Origin of the sequence: Bradyrhizobium sp. CIAT3101, from assembly GCF_029714945.1 — a bacterium.
GTDB lineage: Bacteria > Pseudomonadota > Alphaproteobacteria > Rhizobiales > Xanthobacteraceae > Bradyrhizobium.
In genome coordinates, this window is record NZ_CP121634.1 from 5,901,402 (window position 1) to 5,927,796 (window position 26,395).

At 64.0% G+C, this 26,395-nt stretch carries 26 protein-coding genes and 1 pseudogene; 15 read left to right on the forward strand and 12 right to left on the reverse strand.

All coding sequences use genetic code 11. The features are described 5' to 3' along the window. Window positions 1-16: 16 nt before the first annotated feature. The 4 genes from QA645_RS27995 to QA645_RS28010 are packed head-to-tail and all read right to left on the reverse strand — an operon-like array spanning window position 17 to window position 3,277. A complete protein-coding gene (locus tag QA645_RS27995; protein ID WP_283044710.1) occupies window positions 17-799 on the reverse strand; it encodes a MetQ/NlpA family ABC transporter substrate-binding protein in 783 nt (260 codons plus the stop codon). 43 nt (window positions 800-842) lie between these two features. Then, window positions 843-1,094 carry a hypothetical protein gene (locus tag QA645_RS28000; RefSeq protein ID WP_283044711.1) on the reverse strand — a complete coding sequence of 84 codons (252 nt, stop codon included), beginning with the start codon at window positions 1,092-1,094 and terminating at the stop codon, window positions 843-845. A 29-nt stretch (window positions 1,095-1,123) separates the two neighbouring features. Beyond that, on the reverse strand, window positions 1,124-1,921 hold the full coding sequence (locus QA645_RS28005) for a MetQ/NlpA family ABC transporter substrate-binding protein (RefSeq protein ID WP_283044712.1): 798 nt from the start codon (window positions 1,919-1,921) through the stop codon (window positions 1,124-1,126). Between the two features lie 36 nt (window positions 1,922-1,957). After that, on the reverse strand, window positions 1,958-3,277 hold the full coding sequence (locus QA645_RS28010) for a PLP-dependent transferase (RefSeq protein WP_283044713.1): 1,320 nt from the start codon (window positions 3,275-3,277) through the stop codon (window positions 1,958-1,960). 256 nt (window positions 3,278-3,533) lie between these two features. Between QA645_RS28010 and QA645_RS28015 the strand changes: the two genes are divergently transcribed. Continuing rightward, window positions 3,534-4,940, forward strand: coding sequence for an LLM class flavin-dependent oxidoreductase (locus QA645_RS28015; protein WP_283044714.1), 1,407 nt, complete (start codon window positions 3,534-3,536; stop codon window positions 4,938-4,940). Between the two features lie 11 nt (window positions 4,941-4,951). Here the strand turns inward: QA645_RS28015 and QA645_RS28020 are convergent, their stop codons facing one another. Further along, window positions 4,952-5,806 carry a LysR family transcriptional regulator gene (locus QA645_RS28020; protein WP_254192966.1) on the reverse strand — a complete coding sequence of 285 codons (855 nt, stop codon included), beginning with the start codon at window positions 5,804-5,806 and terminating at the stop codon, window positions 4,952-4,954. A gap of 242 nt (window positions 5,807-6,048) precedes the next feature. Here QA645_RS28020 and QA645_RS28025 point away from each other — a divergent pair, with 242 nt between their 5' ends. The 3 genes and pseudogenes from QA645_RS28025 to QA645_RS28035 all read left to right on the forward strand — a co-directional run bounded on the left by QA645_RS28025 (window position 6,049) and on the right by QA645_RS28035 (window position 10,117). After that, a complete protein-coding gene (locus QA645_RS28025) occupies window positions 6,049-7,560 on the forward strand; it encodes an MFS transporter (protein ID WP_283053374.1) in 1,512 nt (503 codons plus the stop codon). A gap of 271 nt (window positions 7,561-7,831) precedes the next feature. After that, a pseudogene (locus QA645_RS28030) lies at window positions 7,832-8,738 on the forward strand (aliphatic sulfonate ABC transporter substrate-binding protein). A gap of 38 nt (window positions 8,739-8,776) precedes the next feature. Then, window positions 8,777-10,117, forward strand: a complete 1,341-nt coding sequence (locus QA645_RS28035) for an LLM class flavin-dependent oxidoreductase (protein ID WP_283044715.1) — start codon at window positions 8,777-8,779, stop codon at window positions 10,115-10,117. Between the two features lies 1 nt (window position 10,118). Here QA645_RS28035 and QA645_RS28040 read toward each other — a convergent pair whose 3' ends face one another. Further along, entirely contained in the window at window positions 10,119-11,210 is a 1,092-nt protein-coding gene (locus tag QA645_RS28040) for an LLM class flavin-dependent oxidoreductase (RefSeq protein WP_283044716.1), read from the reverse strand. 357 nt (window positions 11,211-11,567) lie between these two features. On the opposite strand from QA645_RS28040, the gene QA645_RS28045 reads away from it, so the two are divergent. Genes QA645_RS28045 through epsC form a run of 6 tightly spaced genes read left to right on the forward strand, consistent with a single transcriptional unit; the run spans window position 11,568 to window position 16,912 of the window. Next, window positions 11,568-12,344 carry an ABC transporter permease subunit gene (locus QA645_RS28045; protein WP_283053376.1) on the forward strand — a complete coding sequence of 259 codons (777 nt, stop codon included), beginning with the start codon at window positions 11,568-11,570 and terminating at the stop codon, window positions 12,342-12,344. Next, a complete protein-coding gene (locus QA645_RS28050; protein WP_283044717.1) occupies window positions 12,341-13,069 on the forward strand; it encodes an ABC transporter ATP-binding protein in 729 nt (242 codons plus the stop codon). The genes QA645_RS28045 and QA645_RS28050 overlap by 4 nt, the downstream gene beginning before the upstream one ends. 17 nt (window positions 13,070-13,086) lie before the next feature. Continuing rightward, the gene (locus tag QA645_RS28055; RefSeq protein ID WP_283044718.1) at window positions 13,087-14,091 is read left to right on the forward strand and encodes an NrtA/SsuA/CpmA family ABC transporter substrate-binding protein; all 1,005 of its coding nucleotides are present in this window, start codon (window positions 13,087-13,089) and stop codon (window positions 14,089-14,091) included. A gap of 23 nt (window positions 14,092-14,114) precedes the next feature. After that, window positions 14,115-15,347, forward strand: coding sequence for an acyl-CoA dehydrogenase (locus tag QA645_RS28060; protein WP_283044719.1), 1,233 nt, complete (start codon window positions 14,115-14,117; stop codon window positions 15,345-15,347). A 41-nt stretch (window positions 15,348-15,388) separates the two neighbouring features. After that, complete coding sequence (locus QA645_RS28065) at window positions 15,389-15,961, forward strand: flavin reductase family protein (RefSeq protein WP_283044720.1); 573 nt, start codon at window positions 15,389-15,391, stop codon at window positions 15,959-15,961. A 6-nt stretch (window positions 15,962-15,967) separates the two neighbouring features. Continuing rightward, complete coding sequence (gene epsC, locus QA645_RS28070; protein WP_254130453.1) at window positions 15,968-16,912, forward strand: serine O-acetyltransferase EpsC; 945 nt, start codon at window positions 15,968-15,970, stop codon at window positions 16,910-16,912. On the opposite strand, the gene QA645_RS28075 is transcribed toward epsC, so the two are convergent. From QA645_RS28075 to QA645_RS28090, 4 genes are read right to left on the reverse strand one after another with little or no spacing between them, the layout of a single operon-like run. Then, window positions 16,909-17,775, reverse strand: a complete 867-nt coding sequence (locus QA645_RS28075) for an ABC transporter permease (RefSeq protein WP_283044721.1) — start codon at window positions 17,773-17,775, stop codon at window positions 16,909-16,911. The two genes, epsC and QA645_RS28075, sit on opposite strands and share 4 nt — an antisense overlap. Continuing rightward, window positions 17,768-18,628, reverse strand: a complete 861-nt coding sequence (locus tag QA645_RS28080; protein ID WP_254192958.1) for an ABC transporter ATP-binding protein — start codon at window positions 18,626-18,628, stop codon at window positions 17,768-17,770. Before QA645_RS28080 ends, QA645_RS28075 begins: the two co-directional genes overlap by 8 nt. Beyond that, window positions 18,625-19,683 carry an ABC transporter substrate-binding protein gene (locus QA645_RS28085; RefSeq protein ID WP_283044722.1) on the reverse strand — a complete coding sequence of 353 codons (1,059 nt, stop codon included), beginning with the start codon at window positions 19,681-19,683 and terminating at the stop codon, window positions 18,625-18,627. Before QA645_RS28085 ends, QA645_RS28080 begins: the two co-directional genes overlap by 4 nt. 22 nt (window positions 19,684-19,705) lie before the next feature. Beyond that, window positions 19,706-20,632 (reverse strand): TauD/TfdA family dioxygenase, encoded by a 927-nt coding sequence (locus QA645_RS28090; RefSeq protein ID WP_254130449.1) that lies wholly within the window; start codon window positions 20,630-20,632, stop codon window positions 19,706-19,708. Between the two features lie 508 nt (window positions 20,633-21,140). Between QA645_RS28090 and QA645_RS28095 the strand changes: the two genes are divergently transcribed. From QA645_RS28095 to QA645_RS28115, 5 genes are all read left to right on the forward strand, one after another. Beyond that, window positions 21,141-22,484 (forward strand): LLM class flavin-dependent oxidoreductase, encoded by a 1,344-nt coding sequence (locus tag QA645_RS28095; RefSeq protein ID WP_283044723.1) that lies wholly within the window; start codon window positions 21,141-21,143, stop codon window positions 22,482-22,484. A gap of 45 nt (window positions 22,485-22,529) precedes the next feature. After that, window positions 22,530-23,345 carry a MetQ/NlpA family ABC transporter substrate-binding protein gene (locus tag QA645_RS28100; RefSeq protein ID WP_254192954.1) on the forward strand — a complete coding sequence of 272 codons (816 nt, stop codon included), beginning with the start codon at window positions 22,530-22,532 and terminating at the stop codon, window positions 23,343-23,345. Between the two features lie 32 nt (window positions 23,346-23,377). Next, complete coding sequence (locus QA645_RS28105; protein ID WP_283044724.1) at window positions 23,378-23,704, forward strand: hypothetical protein; 327 nt, start codon at window positions 23,378-23,380, stop codon at window positions 23,702-23,704. Between the two features lie 199 nt (window positions 23,705-23,903). Continuing rightward, complete coding sequence (locus QA645_RS28110) at window positions 23,904-24,056, forward strand: hypothetical protein (RefSeq protein ID WP_283044725.1); 153 nt, start codon at window positions 23,904-23,906, stop codon at window positions 24,054-24,056. A 54-nt stretch (window positions 24,057-24,110) separates the two neighbouring features. Beyond that, window positions 24,111-24,620 carry an Lrp/AsnC family transcriptional regulator gene (locus QA645_RS28115; RefSeq protein WP_254130444.1) on the forward strand — a complete coding sequence of 170 codons (510 nt, stop codon included), beginning with the start codon at window positions 24,111-24,113 and terminating at the stop codon, window positions 24,618-24,620. 61 nt (window positions 24,621-24,681) lie between these two features. On the opposite strand, the gene QA645_RS28120 is transcribed toward QA645_RS28115, so the two are convergent. After that, on the reverse strand, window positions 24,682-25,668 hold the full coding sequence (locus QA645_RS28120; RefSeq protein ID WP_283044726.1) for a peptidyl-alpha-hydroxyglycine alpha-amidating lyase family protein: 987 nt from the start codon (window positions 25,666-25,668) through the stop codon (window positions 24,682-24,684). A 38-nt stretch (window positions 25,669-25,706) separates the two neighbouring features. Continuing rightward, a complete protein-coding gene (locus tag QA645_RS28125) occupies window positions 25,707-26,378 on the reverse strand; it encodes a 4-carboxy-4-hydroxy-2-oxoadipate aldolase/oxaloacetate decarboxylase (RefSeq protein WP_254130442.1) in 672 nt (223 codons plus the stop codon). Window positions 26,379-26,395: the final 17 nt, after the last annotated feature.

The window sequence follows — 26,395 nt, forward strand, 5'->3', positions numbered from 1 at the left end:
TCCGGATTGAACCTGTTCAGAATGCCGGGATTTGTCCGGGCAATTTGTCCTTGATGAGCTGGCGGACCGTATCGTTCTGATAGGCGCGCACCAGCTTCGCGACCCAGGGAGCATCCTTGTCCTTCTCGCGAACGGCGATGAAGTTGTTGTAGGGATTGTTGACCGAGGATTCGATCGCGATGGAATCCTTGCCCGGGATGAGGCCCGCCGGGACGGCGTAGTTCGTGTTGATGACGGCGGCGTCGACGTCATCCAGGCTGCGCGGCAGCTGGGCGGCGTCGATCTCCCGGATCTTGAGCTTTTTGGGATTTCCGGTCACATCGAGCACGGTCGGCAGGATCCCTACCCCGTCCTTGAGCGCGATCAGCTTCTCCGCCTCAAGCAGCCGCAAGGCGCGACCGCCATTCGACGGATCGTTCGGGATGCCGATCGAGGCACCGTCCTTGATCTCGGCAACCGATTTCGCCTTCCGGGAATAGAGCCCGATCGGGGCGACGATCGTCTCGCCGACGGCAACGATCTTGTATCCGCGCGTCTTGATCTGGTTATCCAGGAAAGGCTTGTGCTGAAAGGCATTGGCGTCGAGATCGCCGACATCGAGCGCGGCATTGGGCAGCAGATAGTCGTTGAAGACGACGACTTGGACGTCGAGGCCATCCTTGGCGGCGATCTCCTTCACCTTTGCCCAGACGATTTCGGAATCGCCACCCGATATCCCGACCTTGATCTTCTGATCCGCGGAAGCCGGCGCCGTGAACAGGGCAACGGCGGCCATCACGAGGAACAAGCGACGCTTCATGATCTATGTTCTCCTAGTCGAGCGATATGATTGATTGAGACGGCTACCCGACGCGGGCAACCAGGACATCCGCCGCCGCATCGGCGAATTCGGCGGACATATCGTGGAAGGCGACACGCTCCTGAACCGTCGCGACGCGCGGCTGATGGCTTGACGTCTTCGCACCCCGTCGATCCCGCCAAGACCGACCGATCGCGCGCGCAAACCGCGGCGAGCCAGCAATCTCCGCCGCCTGCATCTTGCTGCTCGCCGCGAACGCAAGGCTCATGTGATCGACGTCGACGACATAGATCATGGCGTCATGTCCTTGCGCCGCGCGTGCTCTCAGCTGCTGAACCCGGCCGGAATGAACGCCGGCAGCTTCTCCTCGATGAACTGCTTCACCTCGGGCGAATTGAACACCTGGATGAAGGCTTTCAGCCGCGGATCGTCCTTCTTGTCGGGGCGGGCCGTGAAGCGCAGCACCAGACCCTCGTCGACGGTGCGATCAATGATGAGCGCCGATTTCGGGTCGCCGCCGGCCGGAATGAGATAGGTGATGTTGACGAGTGCCAGCGTCACGTCGTCGAGCGAACGATAGGTCTGCGCCGGGTCGAGCTCGACGATCTTGAGGTTCTTGGGATTGTCGGTGATATCGAACTTGCTGACCGAAAAGCCCTTGCCGGGCGCGAGCTTGATCAGCCCGGCCCGCTCCAGCAGGATCAGACCGCGGGCCCCGTTGAGCGGCTCGTTCGGAATGGCGACGCTGTCGCCCGACTTGATCTCGTCGAGCGTCTTGATCTTCTTCGAGAACAGGCCGACCGGCGCGATGACGCCGACCTTGTCGACCTGCACCAGATTGAAGCCGCGCTGCTTGTTCTGAAGCGCAAGGTAGGTCGCATGCTGGAACAGATTGGCGTCGACGTCGCCGCTGTTGACGACTTCGTTCAACGCCACCCAGTCCGACAGCTCGACGATCTTGACGTCCTGCCCCTTCTCCTTGGCGAGCTTGGCGGCAAAGGACGCCAATTGCGCGACAGGGCCGGCGCTGGTCGCGATCTTCAGCGGTTCGCCGGCGAAGGCCGCCGCTGTGAATGCGAGCCAAAGGCCCGCGGCTTGCGCGGTACGACGAAGGATTCTCATGACTTCCAATTCCCGTTTCAATTCGGATGACGCGTTTCACGCCGCCTTGCGCGCACCGGCCTCGGCATGCGCCAGCGCCTGGCCGAGATCGGCCAGAATGTCGTCGGGATGCTCGATCCCGACCGACAGGCGGACATAGCCGGGCGTGACGCCGGCGGCGAGCTGCTCGGCCGCGGTGAGTTGCTGATGCGTCGTCGACGCCGGATGAATGGCCAGCGAGCGCGCGTCGCCGATATTGGCGACGTGATAGAACAGCTTGAGCGCATCGATGAACCGCCGGCCGGCTTCGACGCCCCCCTTCAGCTCGAAGCCGACCAGCCCGCCAAAACCGCCCTTCAGATAGGCGTCCGCCCTGCGCCGGTTCTCCCCGCTTTGCAGTCCGGGAAAGATCACACTCGCGACCGAGGCGTGCTGGGCGAGGAAGTTCGCGACCTTCACCGCGTTCTCATTGTGCTGCCGGATCCGCAGTGGCAGGGTCTCGATGCCCTGGATGAACTGGAAGGCGTTTTGCGGCGCGATCGATGCGCCGAGATCACGCAGCAGCTTGACGCGGGCGCGCAGGATGTAGGCGATCGGGCCGAGCGGCTTCGCGGCTTCCGTCCAGATCGCGCCGTGATAGGCCTCGTCAGGCTTGTTCAGCAGCGGGAAGCGCTCCGCATGCGCGGCCCAGTCGAAATTGCCGCCGTCGACGATGGCCCCGCCAATGGCGGTGCCGTGGCCGCCGATATACTTGGTGGTCGAATAGACCACCACCGCGGCGCCGTGCTCGAACGGACGCGCGATCAGGGGCGAGGCCGTATTGTCGAGAATGAGCGGCACGCCCAGCGAACGGCCAATGTCCGCGACCTCCTTGATCGGGAATACGTTCAGCTTGGGATTGGGAAGCGTCTCACCGAAATAGGCCCGCGTCTTCGCGTCGGTTGCGCGGCGGAAATTCTCGGGGTCCGCGGGATCGACGAACCGGACCTCAATGCCGAACTGCTTCAGCGTCTGCGAGAGGAGCGTCCAGGTCCCGCCGTAGAGATCGGTCGACGACACGATGTTGTCGCCGGCCTGCGCGATGTTGAAGATCGCGAAGGCCGACGCCGTCTGTCCGGAGGCAACTGCGAGGGCAGCCGCCCCGCCCTCGAGTGCGGCAAGCCGGTCCTCGAAAGCCTGCTGGGTCGGATTGCCGATGCGGGTGTAGATTGGCCCGAGTTGCTCGAGCGCGAACAGGCGCGAGGCGTGGTCCGTGTTTTCGAACTGGAATGACGTGGTCTGATAGATCGGAACCGCCACCGCACCAGTGGCGGGGTCGGTGCGGTACGATCCACCATGCAACGCGAGCGTCTCGAAGTTCCGGGTCTCCAACGTCATCTGCAATTCCCTTATCTCATCTCGAGAGCGCGCAACCTGCGCGGCAAGCCGTGCTTGTCGACGAAAATGATGCGGGCGGATTCCGCGGCTGTCGAGCGTGTCCGAAAAATAGCGATGCGCGTGCTGCGTCACCGTCGCTTCGTAACGCGTTTCTTTCGGCTCCTTCGCCGAATTGGAAACAAACTCGCTCGCGCGAAATGTTAAAAATGGCCACGCGGAGCGGATCTGCTTCGCAATTGATGATCGGGCCCCGACCATGACGAGACCGCGCGAGCTGCGTTTCAACGCCTTCAACATGACTGCGCCGAGCCACAATTGGGCCGGCCTGTGGTCTCATCCGCGCGACGCATCGATCGATTACAACACGCTCGAATATTGGACCGACTACGCCAGGACCGCCGAACGAGGGTTGCTCGACGGCATCTTCCTGGCGGATGTGTTCGGCGTATACGATGTCTATGGCGGCAATGCCGAAGCTGCCGCACAGCATGGCGTGCAACTTCCCAACGCGGACCCGACACTGCTGGTGTCCGCGATGGCGCTCGTCACCCGCCACCTCGGCTTCGGCATCACCTCGAACCTGACCTTCGAGCATCCCTATCAACTGGCGCGCACGTTTTCGACGCTCGACCATCTGACCAGGGGCAGGATCGGCTGGAACATCGTCACCGGCTATCTCGACAGCGGCGCGCGCGGCATGGGGCTTCCGGCCGGCCGCGCCCATGATGATCGTTATGACGCGGCCGAGGACTTCCTCACCGCGGCCTACAAGCTGTGGGAGGGAAGCTGGGAGGACGACGCCGTCCGCCGTGATCGCGACAGGCGCATTTTCACCGACCCCGCAAAGCTCCACCGCGTGCTGCACGAGGGCCCCTATTTCAAGGTCGACGGCATCCATCTCGCCGAGCCCTCGCCGCAGCGGACGCCATTGCTGTATCAGGCCGGCACCTCGAAACGCGGTCGCGCCTTCGCGGCCCAGCATTCGGAAGCGATCTTTCTCAATGGCCAGACCAGGCCGATCCTGGCGCGCTCAGTCCGCGAGATCCGCGAGGCGGCCAAGGCCTATGGCCGCGATCCCTATGACATCCGCATGTTTGCCGGCGCGACTGTGATCGTGGCGCGGACGCGCGCCGAGGCGAACGATCTGCTCGAGGACTATGCGCGGCATGTCGACCAGACCGGCCAGCTCGCCTTGTTGTCGGGCTGGACCGGCATCGACTTCTCGACCTACCGGCCCGACCAGCCGATCGAATATGTCGAGAGCAACGCCATCCAGTCGATGGTCGAGAATTTCACGGTGCGAAGCGAGCGGCCGGTCAAGGTCGGCGACCTCGCGAGCCTCAGCCGCGCCGGCGCCCGCTCGCCCTTCGTGGTCGGCTCGCCGCAGGACGTCGCCGACGAGCTGATCGCGTGGGCGGACGAGACCGATGTCGACGGCTTCAACCTATTCCGCCTGGTCGTGCCGGAGTCGCTGAACGCCTTCGTCGATCTCGTGGTACCGGAGCTGCAATCGCGCGGAGTCTACAAGACCGCCTATCGCGACGGCACGCTGCGCGAAAAGCTGTTCCCGGGGCGCGGTCCGCGGCTGCACGGCACGCATCCCGGCGCTCGTTTTCGGCGTTCGCCTTCGATGGCCGCGGTCCAATCCGACGCCGCCGAATAGCGGCGCGAATCTCACGCCTGCGTGCGATGTTCGCGGAATGCCGCCGCGATGGCTCCCAGCGCGGCCCGCGACCGGCGGTCGGTCAAGGACGAATGAAGCACCACCTCGGACGGTGGCAGCTTGGGAAGCCCGAGCCTGGCGCCGACGTCGATGGTGCCTGCCGGCGCGATCCGATACGACAGCGGCGCAATCGCAAGCCCCGCCACGACCGCGGCATGGACCGCCGAGGAGCCCCCGCCCAGGAACACCTCGGTCCATTTGATGCCGGCCGCATCCAGCGCCTGTGTGGCGACATTGCGGACGCCGCAGGTCGGGGCCAGCGCGGCGAGACGCAAAGGCTCTCCCGGACGGTGCTCGAACCCTTGCGCTGCAAACCAGCCGAAGCGCTCGTGCGCCAGCGTCTCGCCATCGCGGCGATCGTCCTCGCGCTGGACGATGGCCGCGTCCAACCGTCCCTGATCGAACAGGTCGAGAAGGTTGCGCGAATTGTCGAGCTGGACCTCGATGGTCAGATTCGGATCGTGCGCGTGCAGCCGTGACAGCAGGCCCGGGACTTCCGGGCCCGCGACATGCGCTGCAATACCAAGGCCGAAATGGCGCGGCGGCGCGTTGAGCCCGGCGAGTGCGCGCTCGTGCGCCGCGATGAGCTCGCGCGCCCCTTGCAGAAACGCAGTCCCCTGTGCCGACAGCCGCACCGATCGCGGCGTGCGTTCGAGCAATCGATGCCCGACGCGATCTTCCAGCCGCTTCAGCTTGACGCTGATCGCCCCTTGCGTGGTCCCCAGCGCCTTGGCGGCCCTCGTAAAACTGTGAAGGTCCGCCACCATCACAAAGGCTCTGACGGCATCGACATCGAGCGAGAGCATTCCATCATCCGGCTTTGTTGTCTCTGAAATCTATATTGATCGGATTTTGTTGTGGTCAAGGGGCCCCTATGTTCGCCCCGCCTGACCCGGACGTGGCGCACGGGACACCATGCTTTCCCGGAGCGCGCGACGTCGCGCGCCCTCGCCGGCAATCCGCATGACGATTGGAGGTTACAGCCTTGACGGTCTCACCATCACGACGAAACACGATCGCGCTGGCCGCAGCGTGCCTCGCCTCCCTCATGTTCGGCCTGGAAATCTCCAGCGTTCCGACGATTCTTCCCACGCTGGAGACGGTGCTGCATGCCAATTTCCAGCAACTGCAGTGGATCATGAATGCCTACACCATCGCGGTCACGACCGTTCTGATGGCGACCGGGACGCTGGCGGATCGCTACGGTCGAAAGCGGGTGTTCGTCGTCAGCATCGCCGTGTTCGGCCTGGCTTCGCTGATCTGCGGACTGGCGGAGGACGCGCTCCTGCTCATCGTGAGCCGCTTCCTTCAGGGCATGAGCGGCGGCGCAATGCTGATCTGCCAAGTCGCGGTCCTCTCGCATCAATTTCAGGAGAGCGCACCGCGCGCACGCGCCTTCGCCGCCTGGGGCATCATTTTTGGCATCGGGCTTGGCTTCGGACCGATCATCGGCGCGGCGATCGTCGCCGTCTCCGGCTGGCAATGGGTATTCCTGATCCACGCATTCATCGCGATCGTTACGATCGCGCTTGCCGTTACGGGCGTACGAGAGTCCCGCGATCCCGAGGCAAAGCACCTCGACATCGCAGGCATCGTGACGCTTTCGACATCGGTCTTCTGCGTCGCCTTCTACATCACGGAAGGCCCCGACTTCGGCTTCGGCAGCCTGACCGGCGTTGCGATCGTCGCGACGGCCCTTCTCAGCCTCGTTGCCTTCGTGCTGGTCGAGCTGCGTAGCGCGCGACCGATGTTCGACTTCTCGGTGTTCCGGATACGCGCGTTTTCAGGGGCTCTATTGGGATCGGCCGGCATGAACTTCAGCTTCTGGTCTTTCATGATCTACCTACCGATCTTCTTTCGTAGCGCGCTTGGTTACGACAATCTCACGGCCGGTCTCGCTCTGCTGACCTACACGCTCCCGACGCTGGTGATTCCACCGCTCGGCGAACGAATATTGCTGCGGTTCGGTGGCGGTATCGCCATTCCCCTCGGCCTGTTCGTCATCGGCCTCGGCTTCCTATCGATGTGGGTTGGCAGCGGCGTCGAGCATGTCACCTGGCTGACGCTGGCGCCAGGATGTCTACTTGCGGGCATAGGCCTCGCCCTCACCAACACGCCCGTGACCAACGTCACCACGGGGGCTGTGTCGAGCACTCGGGCCGGCATGGCATCGGGCATCGATATGAGCGCCCGCATGATTTCACTGGCGATCAACATCGCCTTGATGGGCTTCATCCTGATCGCAGGCATTTCCTCCTGGCTTCGCAGCGCACTGCCCGGTTGGCTCGATGCCGATCGTCTCCAATATCTCGCGGAACGCATCGCCGGCGGCACCGGCCGCCTGTCTGATATCCCCGAGCTAAGCCTCCTTCCGGCAGCGGATGCTGCCGTGCAGGACGCACTGATCCATGGGTTCAGGCTCGTGATGCTCTATGGCGGGCTATCCGTCTGGATCATCGCCCTGGCGAGTTTCCTGATCTTTGGCGAAAGCTTTGCCACACGGAAGCGTGCCGCGTCGAACTGCGCTGAGCCGCGTTGTGTTCCTCGCTCGTCACCCTGATCGGATGCGTCCAGGCAGTGCACCGCGACAACGTCTTTTCCGCACCGAAAACTCCATTCTCAATTCTCGTCGCGCGAGAGAATGTTCCTTCCCTTCTGCGCCGGACTGCGAAATTGCCACGCGGACCCGTTTGCCGGCAAAGTGACTCGTCCCGGCCTCCCCAGACAGAGATCGGGACGGCAAGGCCGTTACGTTGAACCGGATATTCGAAATGCATCATCTCACGTTCCGCCTGCGAGCCCTCGCCACGGCTGCGCTCGGCTTCCTTGCCATGGCCTCCATTCAGCCCGCGATGTCCGAGGAGCTTCGCATCGGCTATCAAAAATCCTCGACCCTCACGGCGATCCTGAAGACGAACGGGGAACTGGAGAAGGCGCTAGCGCCACTCGGCGTCACCATCTCCTGGCACGAATTCACCAGCGGCCTGCCGCTACTGGAAGCCATCAACATCGGCAGCATCGATTTCGGCGCTGACGTCGCCGACACGGTGCCGATCTTTGCGCAAGCCGCCGGCGCCAAGCTCGCCTATGTCGCCGAAGAGGCCGCCTCCCCGGCGGCGCAGGCAATCGTGGTGCCTGAAGCTTCGGCCATCAAGACCATTGCCGAACTCAAGGGCAAGAAGATCGCGGTGACCAAGGGCGCCGGCAGCCATTACCTGCTGCTTGCGGCACTGGCGAAATCGGGGCTGAGCTTCAAGGACATTACGCCGGCCTATTTGACACCGGCGGATGGTCGCGCAGCCTTTGTCAGCAACAATGTTGATGCCTGGGTCGCCTGGGATCCGTTCCTGACCAGTGCCCTGCACCAGACGAAGGGTCGGATCCTGTCGGATGGCAGCAATGGCCTTGCAAGCTATAAGCGCTATTACCTCGCTTCGGCCGCCTATGCGGACAAGCATGCCGAAGTGCTCAACGTGATCTTCGCAAAGCTCTCCGAGACCGGCAAATGGGTGAAGGCCCAGCCGAAGGACGCGGCGACCTTGCTCGCCGGGCTCTGGGGCATCGATGCGGCAACAGTCGAGGAGGCCAACAGCCATCGCTCCTATCAGGTCGGCGCGGTCACCGGCCCCGGGCCTGTCGGAGCAGCAGCGCATTGCCGATGCGTTCCACGCCGAAGGCTTGATTCCCGTGAAGATCGACACCACCGCCATCAAGATCTGGTCCCCGAAGGGGTCTTGATCTCCGCCACTCCTAGACCGCCGACTTTCGGAAAATTCATGCCGCAACGCCAACTGCACCTGAACGTCAATCTGCTTCACTCCGGCGTCTACCCATCGGCCTGGCGCCTGCCGGACAGCGATCCGCGCGCCTTCTTCGATCTCGGTCATTATGTGCGGGTGGCGCAGATTGCCGAGCGCGGGAAGTTTGACGCCATCTTTCTCGCGGACTCGCCGGCCGTGAACGATCGCATCGACTACCGGTCGTTTACATCGCTGGAGCCGACCATCATTCTGGCAACGGTCGCCGCCGCGACAAGGCACGTGGGACTGATCGGGACGGTGTCCACGACCTATAACGAGCCGTACAACATTGCGCGCCGCTTCGTGACGCTCGACCACGCCAGTGGCGGCCGCTCAGGATGGAATGCGGTGACGACGGCGGATGCCGCCTCAAGTCGCAATTTCGGCCTCACCGGTGCCCTGGAGCACAAGGCCCGCTACGAGCGCGCCAAGGAATTCACCGATGTCGTCCACGCCCTGTTCGACAGCTGGGAGGACGACGCCTTCGTCGGCGACAAGGCGAGCGCCCGATTCGTGGATGTTTCGAAAGTGCATCCGATCGCTCATCGCGGCCCGCATTATTCGGTCGCCGGCCCCCTGAACGTGCCACGCTCGCCGCAGGGACGACCGGTCACGGTGCAGGCGGGCGGCTCCAGTGACGGCCGCGATTTCGCGGCGGCCTATGCAGAAGCGGTGTTCACGCTCGCCCAGAGCATTGAGGAGGGTGTCGCGTACGCACGCGACCTGCGCACGCGGGCCGCGGCTTACGGGCGCCCTGGGGATTCCATCGTCACTCTGCCGGGACTCGCGACCGTCATCGGCAGCACCGAGGCCGAGGCGAAGCGGCGGCAAGACGAACTCTGGGAGCTGGTGCCGATCGAGTACAGCCTGGCACGTCTTGCCGGCACGCTTCAGATCGATCCCGCCCTGCTCGAGCTCGACAAGCCCCTGCCCGACCCTCTGCCCTTACCTGTCAACGCCAATCACACCATGTTCCAGGGTACGGTGAACCTCGCGCGGCGCGGCAACCTCACCGTCCGTCAATTGATCCGTGCGCTCGGCGGCGGCGTCGGCCATCGCATCATCGTCGGTACGCCGGAGCAGATCGCCGACGACATCGAGGCCTGGTTCAAGGCCGGCGCCGCCGACGGCTTCAATCTGATGCCGGATGTGCTGCCAACTGGGCTGGAGACTTTCGTCGACAGCGTCGTACCCATCCTGCAAAAGCGCGGATTGTTCCGGACCGAATACACCGGCACGACGCTGCGCGAGCATTTTGGTCTACCGCGGCCGGCGAGCCGCTTCGCAAAGCGAGCGCCGGCGGTCGCGTCAGCCTGATTCACCCGAGCGACTGGGCCAGCTTCCCGGAAGGCCCGGTCGATTGCCGGGCGCGCACACGGGGGATGACCTCGTGCGCAAAGCGCCGCATCTCGGTCTCGAACGGCTGGAATTGCAGCATGAACAGCTCGATGCCGGCGGCATGGAAGGCCTCGATGCGCTCCGCAACCTCGTCGTAGCTGCCGACGAGCCCCGCGGCCGTCCCGCCATTGCTGCCGACGCGCGGCGTCTTCTGCATGGTCTGCATCATCACGACCTTCGGATCGGTGTTCTGCTTCTGGATGGCTTTCATCGGCGCATCCTTTGCCGCCAGGCTCAGCAGCCGCTCATAGGCGGCCTGCGCCTGCTCGCGGGTCTCGCGCGCGACAACAAAGGCAGACAGACCGAAGCGCAACGGGGGCGCCGAGCCGCGCGGACGGGCCGCGACATCCGCGATCAGGCCGGCGACATCGTCGAGCGGCTGACCGTTGATGAACCAGACGTCGCCATGGCCGGCGACGAGATCACGCGCGGGCCCGGATTCTCCGCCGACATAGATGAGGGGTCGATTGCGGTAAAGGCTGGTCGGCCGCAGTGCGTAGTCGGCGACGTTGAAGTGATCGCCGCTGAAATTGAGGCGTTCACCCTCCATCAGGCGGGACACCACGGATATCCATTCCTTGCCGTAGGCATAACGCGCATCATGTTCCGGAAAGCCGATCCCTGCCTTCTCCAGCTCCGGACGGTTCCAGGCATTGACCAGATTGATCGCAAGCCGGCCGCGGCTGATGTTCTCGATCCCGAGCGCGAGCTTTGCCAGCACCACGGGATGATAGAGATACGGCTTGATCGCAGCGATAATCTCGATGCGCTTGGTCAGCGCCGCGATTGCAGCTGCAGCGCTCCACGCTTCGAGCTGATCGAGATCCTCCTGATGCGGGTTGATCGTGTGCTGCGCGATCAGCGTGGAGTCGTAGCCAAGCTCCTCGGCCGCCAGGATGAGATCCCGGTTGCGCTCCCAGGATGCATCGTAGGGCTCTTCCGGGTCCTGATGCGCGGCACGCGGCCCGTGCACCAGCGCCCAGATGCCGAAGCGAAGAGGTGCGGTCGTCATCGTGCTCTCCCGTAAATCCCTTGGACCTGAGGCGTTCTCGCCAATGCCTGGCGCAAGATCAAGCAGACGAGACATCAAAAGATTTTCTTTGTCGCGCATGCGCGCTGCGACGACAGCGGATCACTCCGGACCGAACGACAATTGAAATACCGCTCTATTTCTGTCGGCTCGATTTCATGGGACATTTTGCGGCGACGGCAAGTCACCGGCGTCGCAGCTGCTGCGTCGATTGCAGTGCGTGAAACGAGGTCTCGGGTCTTGAGCAATATCGAACTGAGCGACATCGACCGCGCGACGATCGACGACAAATCGACGTCACAGAGCAGCGATGGCGCACGCGCTCCGATCTCGATCAGGATCAAGCTTGGCCCGCGTGGTCTTCAGCTCCTCTCGTGGCTCGCACCCGTGGTGCTGGTTATCGTCTGGGAATGGCTGGCGCAGGCCGGATGGCTCTCGCCCCAGGTGCTTCCCGCACCAAGCAAGGTGATCCGGACCGCGTTCAAGCTGGCGACCACCGGAACCCTGTTGAACGATCTCGGCGTCAGCCTGTTGCGCGCGGCGGCGGGATTCGCGATCGGATCGGTCGTAGGCGCCGCACTTGGCACCCTTGTCGGCTTCTCCAAGATCGCGGAAGCTGCGATCGATCGCAGCGTGCAGATGATCCGCGCCGTGCCGTTTCTGGCTGTCCTGCCGCTCGTCATCGTCTGGCTCGGCGTCGGCGAGACGCAAAAGATCTTCCTGGTCGCGCTCGGCGTCACCTTCCCGATCTACATCAACACCGTGCTCGGCATCCGCCAGGTCGATCCAAAGCTGCTCGAGCTCGGCCGCGTCCAGGGCCTGAGCTCGATCGAGCTGATCCGCCGGATCATCCTGCCCGGCGCGCTGCCGTCGATCCTGACCGGCATCCGCTATGCGCTGGCGACGGCGTGGCTCGCGCTGGTCGTGGCTGAAACCATCGGCGCGCAATCGGGCATCGGCTTTCTCGCCATGGACGCGCGTGAATTCCTGCGCACCGACGTGATCGTGCTGACGATCGTGATCTATGCGCTGATCGGCGTCGCAGCCGACGCCATTGCACGCTTCCTCGAACGCCGCATGCTCGCCTGGCATCCGAATTACGGAGCGGCACGATGAATGTTCATGTCGCTCCGCGATCGCGCACCTCTTTCGAATCCGGTCCGGCGGTCGTCGTCAGCAACCTCGTGCGCAGCTACGGCAGCCGCGTGGTCATCGACAGGCTGAACCTGCGGATCGAACGCGGCGAATTCGTCGCCCTGCTCGGCGAAAGCGGATGCGGCAAGACCACGTTGCTGCGCGCGCTCGCCGGCCTCGATTCGATTCAGGGCGGGCGCATCGTGGCACCGCGCCGGCCGGCCGTCGTGTTCCAGGAGCATCGGCTGCTGCCGTGGGACAGCCTCTGGCGCAACGTCTCGCTCGGCTTGCGGCTGCAGCATGCACGCGAACGCGCCGCCGAAGCGCTGACCGAGGTCGGCCTCGGCGACCGGCTCGATGACTGGCCGCGCAACCTGTCCGGCGGACAGGCCCAGCGTGTGGCACTTGCTCGCGCGCTGGTCCAGCAGCCCGAGCTCCTGCTGCTCGACGAGCCCTTTGCCGCGCTGGATGCGCTTACCCGCATCCGCATGCATCAGCTCGTTCGCGAGCTCGTCGCCAATCATCAGCCGGGCGTTCTGCTGGTCACCCACGATGTCGACGAGGCCATCGCGCTGGCCGACCGCATCCTGGTGATGCGGAACGGTGCCATTGCGTTCGAGCACCGCGCCGTGCGCGACGCATCGACGACGATTTCCCGCGCGGAGCTCCTCGGCGAGCTTGGCGTGAACTCTCATTCCACCAACTAGGTTACCGGAAGGCTCCTATGTCTCGCTCCTCGATCGCCAAACCGTCCCGGCGCAGCTTCCTTGGCACGGCAGCCTTCGGCGTCGGCGCGCTTGCCGGCATGACCATCGGCGATTTCGCCCATGCCGCCCCCGGTCGTACCACGGACACCGTACGCATCACCTGGGGTCTGGGCGGCCTCAACGTGATCGCCAAGGAACGCGGTGAATTCGAGAAAGTCCTGGCCAAGGATGGTATCAAGGTCGAGTGGCTCGGCCCGTTCCCGAACCATGCGCCGACCTTGCAGGCGGTGACCGGCGGCAGCGCCGACTTCAGTTTTGGCGGCAGCACCACGCCGGCACTGGCCGCGATCATCGCCGGCTCTCCGCTGGTATTCACGCAGTTCGTCGTCTACGAACCACGCACCACGGCGATCATCGCCAAGGACGGCTCCGGCCTCGACAGGATCGAGGACCTCGTCGGAAAATCGGTCGCGGTCAACCGCTCCGGCCTCGGCGAGTTCCTGCTGGTCGCAGCCCTCGAGAAGCACAAGGTCGACCGCTCCGCGGTGAAGTTCGTTTATCTCAATCCGCCGGACGCGGCACCCGCACTTGCTTCCGGCAAGGTGGACGCCTGGTCGATGTGGAGTCCCGGCGTCGATATCGCCCGGCTCGAATACAAGGCGCACGACCTTTTTCTGGAAGGACGCGATCTCGATTTCCAGATCGATTACACGTCCTATCTCACCACCCGCAAATTCGCGACCGACAATCCCGCGCTGGTGCGCGCCGTCAACGACGCGTTTCGTGCCGAAGGCAAATGGATCTCCGAGAATGCCAGGGAGGCCGAATACATCGCGCAGAAGATCGGCAAATACAGCGACGCCGTCCGCGACCAATTCATCGCGCTCAAGCGCCAGTACCGCTACTTCGCCGTCAATGATGAGCAGTTCGTCGGCGAGCTGCAAAGGGCCGCCGACTGGCTCGTCGCCCGCAAGGTTCTGCCCGAACCGGTCAAGGTGACCGATCACCTCGCGCAGCTCTGAGACCACTTCAACAGGCCAGGACAATGAACAAATCCGTATCCGCCCCCTCCCTGAACGCGTCCGAGCCGCTCAAGACCGGCTCGCCGGGACTGGAGGCGCTGCTCAACCAGATCGCAGAGGGCGCGAGCGTACGCGAACGCGATCGCGCGCTGCCCTTCGAGGTGATCGACCTCATCCGCCGCGCCCGTCTCGGCGCATTGCGGCTTCCCGTGAGTGCCGGCGGCGCCGGCAGCACGATCCGCGATCTCTTCGCCTTCGTCATCCGCCTCGGCGAGGCCGATGCCAATGTCGCGCATATCCTGCGCAATCATTTCAGCGTGGTCGAGCGGCTGGTACGCACGCCCAAGGACGAGCAGAGCCGTGACTGGCAGAAGGCGGTCGCGGGAGGCGCGATCATCGGGCTTGCCACGACCGAGCTCGAAAGCCCCCGCGTCGGCAACGTGACGCCGGGTACGACCTTTACACCCGATGGCAGCGGTGACTACCTGCTGAACGGCACCAAATATTACAGCACCGGCACGCTGTACTCGGATTACGTCCTGGTCCGCGCGGCCGATCCGTCCGGGGCGACCGGCGCGACGATCGTTCCGATCAAGCGCGAGGGCATCGAGCTGGTCGACGATTGGGACGGGCTCGGGCAGCGGCTCACCGCGACCGGCACGACCCACTTCCACAATGTGAAAGTCGGACGCAAGGAAGTGGTCTTCGACGAGCCCGACTCCGGCTATGGCGTGCCCTACTCCAACACGTTCGCCCAGCTGTTCCTGACCGCGGTCGTTGCCGGCATCGCGCGAGCGACCCTGCGCGACGCCACGGCCCTCATCCATTCCCGCAAGCGAACCTTCTACTACGCGCCGACCGAGATCCCGACCGACGATCCCCTGCTTCAACAGACCGTCGGCCAGATCGCCAGCGGCGCCTTCGCGGCCGAAGCCGTGGTGCTGGCCGCCGCCGAAGCACTCGACGTCGCGACTGACGCGTTCGACGCCGGTGCCACCAATGCGGCGGATGCGGCCCACACCGCCGCGCTGCTCTCGGCCAAGGCCAAGATCATCGCGGACGATTTCGCCATCCGTGGCGGCAGCCTGCTGTTCGACGTCGGCGGCGCTTCAGCGACCAAGAAGGTCACCAATTTCGACCGCCACTGGCGCAACGCGCGAACACTGTCCTCGCACAATCCAACCACTTACAAGGCCCGCTCGATCGGCCAATACGAGATCAGCGGCACACCGCTGCCGGCGAAGGGCTTCTTCTAGACAGGACAACGCCCTCGCGTCCGACACAAGGAGGTCAGGACATGGGAAGATCGGACATCCATCTCGTCACCGACGGCAACGAGATCGAACATCAGTTCCGCGCCGTGATGCGCCGCCTCGCCGGCGGCGTCAGCATCATCACGGCCGGCCGCGACGACGACATCACGGGGATGACCGTGACGTCCCTGACGTCGCTCAGCGCAAGCCCGCCCCGGGTGCTGGTCAGCGTCAACCGACAGGCATCGTCCTTTGCGCTGATCCAGCGCTTCGGCACGTTCGGCATCAACATTCTCGGCTCCGACCAGCAGGAGCTGGCGGACCGCTTCAGCGACAGCCGCCTGAAGGGGCCCCAGCGCTTCGAGGGCGTGCCCTGGTCTGCCGGCACCTCGGGCGTGCCGCTGCTCCGACACTCGCTGGCGACCGTCGAATGCCAGGTCGAGGAGATCATCGAGCGCTATTCTCACGGAATCATCGTCGGCAGCCTCCTGAGCTTCGACCTCTCGCGCGAGCTGTCGGGGCTGGTATACTGGAACGGGCAATACATCGAGATCAAACACGATTTCGACCTCGATTTGCTCGCCGAGATCAGCATTCCGCTGGCACATGTCAGATGAGACCGCATGAAGCACGAACTCCCTCACGAACCGTCCGACGACAAGGGTCTCGACAGGCCGCCCCAGAAGCGCTGGCAGCTCGAGCAGCTCGTCGCCGCACTCCGCGTTTCTCGCGAGGAGACCCACAGCATCCGCCGGGATGGCGAAGCTCGCCGCGCGCCGTCGCGTGAAGCGCTTCAGGCGATCCTGGACGGCCTGACCGAGGCGCTGTTTCCACGCCATTACGGCCAGTTCGATCTCGACGGGGAGAATATCGACTATTTCGTCGGCAACCGTCTCAGCATCGCGCTCGACAGCCTGTGCGACCAGGTTCACCGTGCCGCGCTCTTCATCGGCGACGAGCTCACGGCCGGCTTCCGGCGCGACGACGCGATCGAGCTGACACGCAAATTCGCCTCTGAGCTTGCGGACGTGCGCGGCCTGATCATCAGCGATCTCCGCGCCGCCTTCGTCGGCGACCCCGCCGCGCGGAACTTTCCGGAGATCCTGATCGGCTATCCCGGCATGACCGCGATCATCCATCACCGGCTGGCGCACATCCTCCACCAGCTCGGCGCGCGGCTGATTGCGCGGCTGGTGGCCGAGATCGCCCATACCCGAACCGGCATCGACATTCATCCGGGCGCGCGGATCGGATCCGGCTTTTTCATCGATCACGGCACCGGCGTGGTGATCGGCGAGACCGCGATCATCGGGGACAATGTCCGCATCTACCAGGCCGTGACGCTCGGCGCCCGTCATTTCCCGACCGACGACGACGGCAATCTGATCAAGGGCGACGCCCGGCATCCGATCGTGGATGATGACGTCGTGATCTATGCCGGCGCCACGATCCTCGGCCGGATCACGATCGGCCGGGGCTCGACCATCGGCGGCAATGTCTGGGTGACCCAGGACGTGCCGCCGAACAGCATCGTGACGCAGGCCACCGCCCGCAACAAGCAGGGTTAAGTTGCCGGCGCCTTCCAGCGCATCAGGCGGCGCTCCAGCGCCTCGAGGATCGCGTTGAGAGCGAGGCCGATCATGGTGATGGCGAGGATGCCGAAATACATCTGCGGGATCAGGAAGCTGTACTGGCTGTTGATGATGAGATAACCGAGCCCGGACTTCGCGCCGACCATCTCGGAGGCCACCAGCACCAGCATGGCCGAGGCGCTCGCCAGGCGTATGCCGACAAAGATCGTCGGCAGCGACGCCGGCAGGATCACTTTCCGGAATAGCTGACTCGGCGTCGCCCCCATCGTCCGCGCCGATTTGACCAGAAGCGGATCGACCTGGCGAACCGCAGCGATCGTGTTCAGCAGCAGCGGCCAGGCGCAGCTGTAGATCACCATGGTCACTTTCGACAGCTCGCCGATCCCAAGCAGCAGGATGAACACCGGCAGCAACGCCAGCGGCGCCGTATTGCGCGCGATCTCGATGACCTGGTTCAGGACGTCACCGAGCCGGGCATACCATCCGGTGACCAAGCCGAGCGGCACCACCAGGGCAACTGCGATCACGAAGCCGCCAAGCGCCCGAAACAGGCTTGCGGCGACATCGTCGTAGAGCTCGCCCGATTGAGCAAGCTGCCAGCCCGCCGCAATCACCTCCGAGAACGGCGGCAGGAATGTCACATCCACCAGTCCCAACCGCGGCACGACCTCCCAGATCGCCAGAAACAACACGACCAGCAAAGACCGCTGCCCTATGACGCCGAACCATCGCACCAGGCCGCCCGTCGCCGCGGCGACCGCACCGGCCCGTTGCGCCGCCCGGTCTTTCGGGCTCCCCTCCGCGAGCTCCAGCAGCGTCAGTATCTCCAGATTAGACATGGGCCAACTCCTTCGCCTTTGCCACGCGCGCGTCTTCCGGCGCGCGGACCTGGGCGCCTTGCGCCTTCAACACTTCGTCGCGCAGCAAGGACCACACCTCGTGCCTGACATGGCCGAACTCCGGCAGCGAGCGGACGTCCCCGGTCTCGCTGTGCAGCTCTGCGGGAATATCGACGATCTGCTTGATGCGGCCCGGACGCGAGGTCATCACCGCCACGCGTTGGCCGAGCACGACGGCTTCGTCGATGCCGTGGGTGATGAACAGGATGGTCTTCCCGGTGCTGCGCCAGATCCGCAACAGCTCGCCTTGCAGCGTCTCGCGCGTCTGGGCGTCCAGCGCCGCGAACGGCTCGTCCATCAGCAGCACCTCCGGATCGTAGGCGAGGCTTCGCGCGATCGCGACGCGTTGCTTCATGCCGCCGGAGAGCTCGTGCGGATAGCGGTCGGCAAAACCGGACAGTCCGACCAGATCGAGGTAGTGCAGCGCTCGCTCACGCCGCTCCCTGGCTTTCAGGCCGGCGATGTCGAGCCCAAACTCGACGTTCTGCGCAGCTGTACGCCAGGGAAACAGCGCGTATTGCTGGAACACGATGCCGCGATCGCGTGCCGGCCCCTCGATGGCGTTGCCGTCGAGCAGGATGCGCCCGCTGCTGGGCGTCGTCAGTCCACCAAGCAAATCGAGCAAGGTCGACTTGCCGCAGCCACTCGGCCCAACCAGCGCCAGAAACTCGCCGGCCCGAACATCGAGCGTGATGTCGTCAAGCGCGGTGAAGCTCTGCGCCGGCCCACCGTCCTTGCCGCGAACCAGAAATTCCTTCCGCACATGCTCGAATCTGATCTTGGCGGTGGTCATTTGGCCTCCGCGGTCTTGCCGGGACGGAAGTAGTTGAACTCGTTGGTGTAGATGTCCGACGGCTTGAGCTGATCGGGCTTCAGCAGCCCGTCCTTCACCAGCCAGTCGATCCAGACCTGGAGCTCGCCATCGCCGATCACGCCGCCCTTGGTCGCGACGCCCGTGCTCTTCCAGTACTTGATCGGCGTGGCGTCCTCGTTGCGCTTGCGCTCCGCGATGATGCGTTCGAACCGGGCGCGAACCTCTTCCGGCGGCGTCGTCTGCGCCCAGGCGATGGCACGAGACACCCCTTCGATCAGCTTGTGGGACGTGTTGGGATTGTCCTTGATGAACTTGTCCCGCAGCACATAGGACCCGCCCGTGAAGTTTCCGAAGATGTCCGAGTCCGCAAACAGCCTGCGGAGGCCGCCGCGTTCCAGCGCCTTGTCGCGCAGGATGCCGCTGAGCGTGGTGACCTCAACCTGCCCCTGCCGCAGCGCCTGCTCGCCGGTGACCGGCGGGATCGCAACCAGCGTCACCTGCTTGGCTTCGGCCGGCGTCAAGCCGTTGCGGGCGAGGTATTCGCGCAGCACGAACTCCAGATGCGCGCCCAGCGTGTTGACCGCGACCTTCTTGCCGATCAGGTCGCGCGCGCTCTTGATCGGACTATCCTCCTTCACGTAGTAGCCGTTGTATGTGTTGTCGTCCGAGCCGTAATAGCCGACCACCGCCTTGATCGGCGCCTTGGCGGCGATCAGCTTGATGATCGCGCCATAGAAGGCGCCGCCGATGTCGATGTCGCCGGTGACGACGGTCTGGATGTCCTGCGGACCGCTGATGGTGTTGCCGACCCATTTCAGCTTGAGCGGGGCGAGATAGCCGAGATCGTCGGCCAGTTCGACAAAGGTCACCTGCCCGGCCCAGCCCTGGTAACGGATTTCGGACTTTTCGAGCTGTGGCTCGGCCACGGCGCTGCCGACGAGAGCGGTCAAGCCGAGGCCGGCCAAACCGAGCTGCCGGCTCCTTTCCCGCAGGCCGGCAACCAAACGACGCAACGCAGAGATCGTGATCTTCATTGTCTTCGCTCCCTTGCTCTGCTCAGGCCGCCTTCGCCTGCGGCTTCGCCGCCTTGACGCGGGTCACGCTGCTGCGGCCGTCGATGCTGACGGGCACCTCGCCATCGATGGTGGCGCGCCGGACCACGCGATGCTGATCGCCGTAGTCGTTCACGGCGTAGTGCTGGGTCGCTCGATTGTCCCAGATCACCACGTCGCCTTGCCGCCAGTTCCACCGCACGGTGTTCTCGGGTGCGGTGATGTGCGACTGGAACAGGTCGAACAATTTCTGGCTGTCATATTTCGACAGGCCGACGAAGCGCTGGACGAAGTTGCCGAGAACCAGCGTCCGTTCGCCGGTTTCGGGATGGACGCGAACGACGGGATGCTCGGTCTCGTAGACGGTCGCCGTGAAGACCTCCTCGAACTGCTTGCGATCGGCTTCGCTCGCGCGGGTCTTGACCGCATAATCGTAGGCATTGCTGTGCACCGCCCACAGCTCATCCGCGAGCTTGCGAAGCGGAGCCGGCAGATCGAGATAGGACGCAGCCGTGTTCGACCAGATCGTATCGCCGCCGAACTCGGGGATCACGACGCCGCGCAGAACCGAGATCTTTGGATAGGCGTCGACGAAGGTGACGTCGGTATGCCACTGGTCGGCCCGGCCGCCACCCCGGCCGGAATCAAGCTCCAGGATCGACGCCGTTCCCTTCGTCGCACCGACGGTCGGATGCGGCACCAGCTTGCCGAGACGAACGGCGAAGCGCTCCTGCTCGGCGTCGTCGAGATGGTTCTGGTCGCGAAGGAAGATGACCTTGTGCTCGAGCAGCACCCGGTTGATCGCGGAGATCGTCTGGTCCGGCAGATCGCCCGAGAGCCTGATATTCCTGATCTCTGCGCCGATCCGCGCCGACCGTTTGACGATATCCGCGCGCGGAATGACGTTGTCGATGGTGATTCCGTCAGTCATGTCATCTTCCCCGAGACCGCGATCCATTTGGACAAAGCTCCGCCGTTCGCCGATCGCTGATGCAATGGCGGAGTGAGAACAGGTGATGATGGTGATCGATCCTCTTGCGCGCTCGCCGTCTGCTCTGGCGGCGATCGCGTCTGGCGGGATCTTTCCGTAGTGGCTGCATCAATGCAGCGTCGTACTCAGTCAGAGGATGCTAACTCAGCGCTTTCGGAAATGGCTTCCAAAGATTGAACGGCTCGGGGAATAGTTGCATTCGCGAAAACATCAGCGGCGAAACGCCGAGCCGCTCTCGCCTGAGGACACGGCATCGCGGCCACCGCGATGCCTGTCCTGAACATACACATCTCGAATAGATCGGCGGGCGCATCACGCACCATCTCCGTTCGCCGGCTTTCCCGCAACTTCATGCTCGCATCGCACTCAACAACGCAAATCCATTCCATCGACAATGACGCGATCGGCGACATAGATTTTGCGCAGGCCGAACTCGGGGCGTTTCGATATGAGCAATCAACGGCAGCTTGTTCTCAATCTCTTCATCTATCCCGGCGGCCACCACGAGGCCGCGTGGCGCTACAGGCGCTCTGAGCCGGACCGCATTCTCGACATCACTTATTATCAGGAATTGGCGCAGCGCGCCGAGGCGAGCAAGTTCGACGCCATCTTCTTCGCCGATGGCCCGGCGCTCGCCGACAACGTCCGCTACGCCCAGCGCTTTCGCTTCGAGCCGATCACCTGGCTCGCGGCTATCGCAGCCGTGACGAAACGCATCGGCCTGATCGCGACGGCATCGACCACCTACACAGAGCCCTACAATCTGGCGCGCCTGTTCGCATCGCTCGACCATCTCAGCCGCGGCCGCGCCGGCTGGAACATCGTCACCACCAGCGCGCCCCAGGCCGCGCAGAATTTTGGGCTACCCGAACATCCGCCGCACCACGAGCGCTACGAGCGTGCCCGCGAATATCTCGACGTGATCTCGCGGCTCTGGGACAGCTGGGAGGATGACGCGCTCGTCAACGATCCCGGCTCCGGCATCTTCGCCGATACCAGCAAGATCCACACGCTCGATCATGTCGGCAAGCATTTTCGCGTGCGCGGCCCTCTCAACATCTCGCGCGTGCCACAGGGCCGGCCGGTCTATGTGCAGGCCGGCGCCTCCGACGACGGCCGCGCCTTCGCCGCCCGATACGCGGAGGCGATCTTCACCGCGCATCAAACCCTGGACTCGGCGAAGGCGTTCTATGCCGACATCAAGCGCCAGGCCCGCGCCTTCGACCGAGGCCCCGACGAGATCAAGATCCTGCCCGGTATCAGTCCCTTCATCGGCAGCACGCAAGCCGAGGCGGACCGCCTCCAGGACGAATTCAACGCGCTGATCCAGCCCGAATATTCCCTGACGCAATTGCGCCAGATGATCGGCCTCGATCTCACCGGCTACGATCTCGATGGTCCCGTCCCGCGCCATCTCATCGACACCGCGAGCGCGCGCGGCGTTGCCAGCCGCTTCAAGCTCGTGGTCGACATCGTCGATCGCGAGAAGCCGACCATTCGCCAGCTGGTACAGCGGCTTGCCGGCGCGCGTGGACATTGGGTCATTGCCGGCACGCCGGAAAAGATCGCCGACAACATCCAGACCTGGTTCGAGGGCGGCGCGGCGGACGGCTTCAACGTGATGCCGCCCTGGCTGCCCGGCGGCTTCGACGTCTTTGCCGAGCAGGTCGTTCCGATCCTGCGCAAGCGCGGCCTGTTCCGCGAGGACTACACCGGAACAACGCTGCGGGAGCATTACGGCCTCGCACGTCCCGCCAGCATCTACTCCAACGCGGTCAAGGCCATCGCCTGACGCCGCTTCCGCACTCATATTCCAACCTGAGACCAGTAAGCAGACATGAAGACAGCGTTGTTTCTCCTCTCCGGCCTTTTGGCCCTTGCTCCTCTCGCCGCCGGAGACGCCCTGGCACAGCAACCCGCAAAACAGGAGCTCCGGGTCGGCTTCGTGCCAGGACCGTACATCGACGAATTCAAGATTGGCGTCGAGCCGGAGCTGAAGAAGAAGGGTTACAAGATCCGCTATGTCGAGTTCTCGACCGGCCTTGAAGCCAACAACGCGGTGTTCAAGTCCGAGATCGATGCCAATGTGATGCAGCACACGATCTTCCTCGATTCCTACAACGAGCGGCAGAAGACCGATCTCGTCGGCATCGTCCACGTCCCCACACCTCCGATGGGTCTCTATTCGAAGAAGCATCCGCTGGGCACGCCGATCAAGCCGGGCTCGAGCGTCGCGGTGCCGAACGATCCCGTCAATCTGCAGCGCGCGCTGTGGGTTTTGCGCGATCTCGGCCTGATCGAGATCCGCGACAGCAAGCCGGTCGACGTCACCGAGCTCGACGTCATCAAGAATCCGGGCGGCATCAAGATCGTGCCGCTGGAAGCCGCGCAGGCGCCACGCGCGCTCGACGACGTCGATTTCGCCGCGGTTCAGGGCAATTTCGCGATCTTCAGCGGATTGAAGCTCACCAACGCATTCGCGCTGGAGAAGATGACGACGCCCTATGTCAACGTTCTCGCCGTGAAGAAGGCCAACGCAAATGCCGACTGGGCGCAGGACATCGTCGCCGGCTACAAATCGCCGGCGTTCAAGACGGCGATCCTGGCCGACCGCTTCTATGACGGCTTCACCTTGCCCGACTACATGAAGTGAGGGGAAGCGACAGAGCAAGACACGGCGCCGGCATGTTCGAGTTCACCCTGGAATGGACCAACCTTCGTTCTCCCGCAGAGCGGGCGATCGAGGCGAGAGCCGTGACGGACCATATCGGCAGGCATGAGGCCTTGATCGTGCCGGTGGTCCTGACGATTGCGTTCCTGTTCGGGCTCGGCCTCATGACGGGAGCGCATCTGCACGCGCGCGCCGACCGGAACCCGCCCTACGCATCGTTCGGCAGCATGGGCATGCCCATGCTTGTGGCGACGTCGGACTCATGTCGCCGACCGTTGAACGCTGGTTCCATACAACAGCTGCGGCACGCCGACATCCTCGCGCTGCTCGCGAACGACTGATCCGACACCTTTGCGCCAGGTGGACCTCATGAAAATCGTCCCCCGCGAAACGTCGCCATGGAATTTTCTGCTGGGACACATGACCGCTTCAGTACGAACCAACCAAACTGATCGTTGCCTAGGCCTGCCGATGTTCAACCTCTCGTCACCCGTGATAGCGTTACCGGGTTCTCGCCCTACAATGTCGTCCGGAGTGAACATGAGCCACATCGTCTCGCTGCATCTCGGCTTCGCCAGCCGGCTCAAACAGGCACGCGGATGGATGCGCCGCTCGCTGCGGCCGCAGACCGGCGGCGAAAGCGACTATCAGGACGACCTTTACGAGATCTTCCTGTTCGCGCCTCACGGCTGACTATTCTGTCCAAGTGCCAGCCCCGCGCCTCTCCCGATATAAAGGTAACAAGACATGACCGACGCTGCGTTGCAGCTCGCCGAGACTGGCCGTCGCCTCGATGCCATCGACCGCAAGATCCTGACGGTGCTTCAGGAGGACGCTTCGCTTTCCGTCGCTGAGATCGGTGACCGGGTCGGCCTGTCGTCCACGCCGTGCTGGAAGCGCATTCAGCGGCTCGAGGGCGATGGCGTCATCCAGAAGCGCGTTGCGCTGGTCGACCAGAACAAGATCGGCCTCGGCCTCTCGGTGTTCGTCTCCGTGGAGAGCTCCGACCACTCCGATGCCTGGCTGAAGCGCTTCGCGGCTGCGGTCAGCGCCATGCCCGAGGTGATGGAGTTCTACCGGATGGCCGGCGATGTCGACTACATGCTGCGCGTGGTCATCCCGGACATGCAGAGCTACGACGTGTTCTACAAGAAGCTGATCCACGCCGTCCCGCTCAAGAACGTCACCTCGCGCTTCGCGATGGAGAAGATCAAGTCGATCACCGCGCTGCCGATTCCGCTCGTGGCGGTGGAATAAGTGCTCTCAGAGATCGCATGGGCGCTGCGCCGGCGTCGAGAAGCGCGCCGGCCGGTAGCTTCTAACGAGCGACCTCAGCTACGCGCTCCAGCTTCTGCAGGCAGCGCGAGGTGCGAACAACGTCCGGCATGTCCTCGTCCGGGAAGTTGGTCTTCCAGTCGGTGACTCCGACCTCGCCGACATACATGTCGCCTCTGGAGTCCAGCGCGATCCCATGCGGCGCGAGGAATTTTCCACTCGCAAGACCGGGACCATCCTCACCGCCGAGCCGCGCGATGCGCTTGCCCTTGGCATCGACGATCGACAGCCGCGGACCCAGATTGGGCACCTTGCGATTGACCGGCATGGCGGGGCCGAGCTCACCAATGACGAAAGTGGGATTCCTGCCGCCGCCGCAACGGCACAGCGCGCACGGCCGGTGCAGATTGTTCCACTGCGTCTCGTATTTTCCATTGCCGTCGAACACCTGCACGCGATGGTTCTCGCGATCGGCGACATAGACCCAGCCGTCGGCATCGGCGACGATATTGTGCACGATGTTGAACTGGCCAGGATCGGTGCCAGGCGCGCCCCAGCTCCTGATCAGCTTGCCGTCCGGCGTGAATTTATGGATGCGGGCGTTGCCATAGCCGTCGGAGACGTAGATCTCGCCCTGCGGCGACAAAGCCGTGTGAGTGCAGCGATGGAAGGGATCGCCGCTCATGAACGGCGCAGGCTTCTCGGGGACGCCGATCGTCAGCAGCACCTTGCCGTCCGTCGTGCATTTTCGCACGGTGTGGTCGCCGTCATCGGTGCAGTAGAGATTGTCGTCGGCATCGATATGCAGGCCGTGCGCGCGGGAGAATAGCCCCTCGCCCCAGCTGCGCAGAAAATTGCCGTCGCGGTCGAACACCACCATCGGATGGGCGCCGCGATTGAAGACGTAGATGCGATCCTTGCTGTCGACGGCGATGGATGCAACGTCGGTGAGCTGCCAGCCATCCGGCAGCTTGGCCCAATTGTCGACGACGCGGTAGCGGTGCTCGCCCGAGCCGAGAATGGCTGCCACCTGATCTCCCATCATTGCAAATGTGCGGCGCGGGCCGCTTAGCCGAACGTGCAGCCCTTGGCTTCCAGCACCTTTCCGATGCCGGAAAGTTCGAGGATGTCGCCGCCGGCCTTGAGCGCCTTCATCACGCCGGCTTCCTTGTCCTCGCGTGCCGCCGACTTGGCGCAGACGTCGGCGATGTTCTCCTTCGGCACGATCACGACGCCGTCGTCATCGGCGCTGACGATATCGCCGGGGCGGACGGCAATGCCGCCGATGACGATCGGCTGATTGATGGTGCCGAGAGTTTCCTTGACGGTCCCTTTCATGCAGAGGCCGTAGGAGAAGACGTTGAAGCCGGTGTCGCGTACCGCAAGGCCGTCGCGAACGCCGGCATCCGTGACCAGCCCGACGATGCCCTTGGCAACGCAGGCCGTCGCCAGCACCTCGCCGAAGCCGCCCTGCTCGGGATGATCGCCCGCGCTCACCACGAGCACGTCGCCGGGCTTGGCCAGCGAAATCGCCGTGATCAGCATGATGTTGTCGGCCGGGTGGCAGCTCACCGTCAGCGCCGGTCCGCAGGCGCGCATCCCGGAATAGATCGGCTTGATGCGGGATGTCAGGGCGCCCAATCGCCCCTGCGCCTCATGAAGGGTGGACGGAGGAAACTTCTTGATGCGCTCGACAAGCTCGGCGGCGGGCCGATCGAATGTCCTGATCACATGCACCATGATAACCTCCTTGCGGT

Coding starts and splice junctions, on each gene's coding strand:
- QA645_RS28065 (WP_283044720.1), top strand. CDS start 15,389: ATGGGAAGATCGGACATCCATCTCGTCACCGACGGCAACGAGATCGAA.
- QA645_RS28085 (WP_283044722.1), bottom strand. CDS start 19,683: ATGAAGATCACGATCTCTGCGTTGCGTCGTTTGGTTGCCGGCCTGCGG.
- QA645_RS28100 (WP_254192954.1), top strand. CDS start 22,530: ATGAAGACAGCGTTGTTTCTCCTCTCCGGCCTTTTGGCCCTTGCTCCT.
- QA645_RS28115 (WP_254130444.1), top strand. CDS start 24,111: ATGACCGACGCTGCGTTGCAGCTCGCCGAGACTGGCCGTCGCCTCGAT.
- QA645_RS28055 (WP_283044718.1), top strand. CDS start 13,087: ATGTCTCGCTCCTCGATCGCCAAACCGTCCCGGCGCAGCTTCCTTGGC.
- QA645_RS28105 (WP_283044724.1), top strand. CDS start 23,378: ATGTTCGAGTTCACCCTGGAATGGACCAACCTTCGTTCTCCCGCAGAG.
- QA645_RS28090 (WP_254130449.1), bottom strand. CDS start 20,632: ATGACTGACGGAATCACCATCGACAACGTCATTCCGCGCGCGGATATC.
- QA645_RS28005 (WP_283044712.1), bottom strand. CDS start 1,921: ATGAGAATCCTTCGTCGTACCGCGCAAGCCGCGGGCCTTTGGCTCGCA.
- QA645_RS28050 (WP_283044717.1), top strand. CDS start 12,341: ATGAATGTTCATGTCGCTCCGCGATCGCGCACCTCTTTCGAATCCGGT.
- QA645_RS28015 (WP_283044714.1), top strand. CDS start 3,534: ATGACGAGACCGCGCGAGCTGCGTTTCAACGCCTTCAACATGACTGCG.
- QA645_RS28000 (WP_283044711.1), bottom strand. CDS start 1,094: ATGATCTATGTCGTCGACGTCGATCACATGAGCCTTGCGTTCGCGGCG.
- QA645_RS28035 (WP_283044715.1), top strand. CDS start 8,777: ATGCCGCAACGCCAACTGCACCTGAACGTCAATCTGCTTCACTCCGGC.
- QA645_RS28040 (WP_283044716.1), bottom strand. CDS start 11,210: ATGACGACCGCACCTCTTCGCTTCGGCATCTGGGCGCTGGTGCACGGG.
- epsC (WP_254130453.1), top strand. CDS start 15,968: ATGAAGCACGAACTCCCTCACGAACCGTCCGACGACAAGGGTCTCGAC.
- QA645_RS28010 (WP_283044713.1), bottom strand. CDS start 3,277: ATGACGTTGGAGACCCGGAACTTCGAGACGCTCGCGTTGCATGGTGGA.
- QA645_RS28025 (WP_283053374.1), top strand. CDS start 6,049: ATGTTCGGCCTGGAAATCTCCAGCGTTCCGACGATTCTTCCCACGCTG.
- QA645_RS28020 (WP_254192966.1), bottom strand. CDS start 5,806: ATGCTCTCGCTCGATGTCGATGCCGTCAGAGCCTTTGTGATGGTGGCG.
- QA645_RS28095 (WP_283044723.1), top strand. CDS start 21,141: ATGAGCAATCAACGGCAGCTTGTTCTCAATCTCTTCATCTATCCCGGC.
- QA645_RS28080 (WP_254192958.1), bottom strand. CDS start 18,628: ATGACCACCGCCAAGATCAGATTCGAGCATGTGCGGAAGGAATTTCTG.
- QA645_RS28075 (WP_283044721.1), bottom strand. CDS start 17,775: ATGTCTAATCTGGAGATACTGACGCTGCTGGAGCTCGCGGAGGGGAGC.
- QA645_RS28110 (WP_283044725.1), top strand. CDS start 23,904: ATGAGCCACATCGTCTCGCTGCATCTCGGCTTCGCCAGCCGGCTCAAA.
- QA645_RS28125 (WP_254130442.1), bottom strand. CDS start 26,378: ATGGTGCATGTGATCAGGACATTCGATCGGCCCGCCGCCGAGCTTGTC.
- QA645_RS27995 (WP_283044710.1), bottom strand. CDS start 799: ATGAAGCGTCGCTTGTTCCTCGTGATGGCCGCCGTTGCCCTGTTCACG.
- QA645_RS28060 (WP_283044719.1), top strand. CDS start 14,115: ATGAACAAATCCGTATCCGCCCCCTCCCTGAACGCGTCCGAGCCGCTC.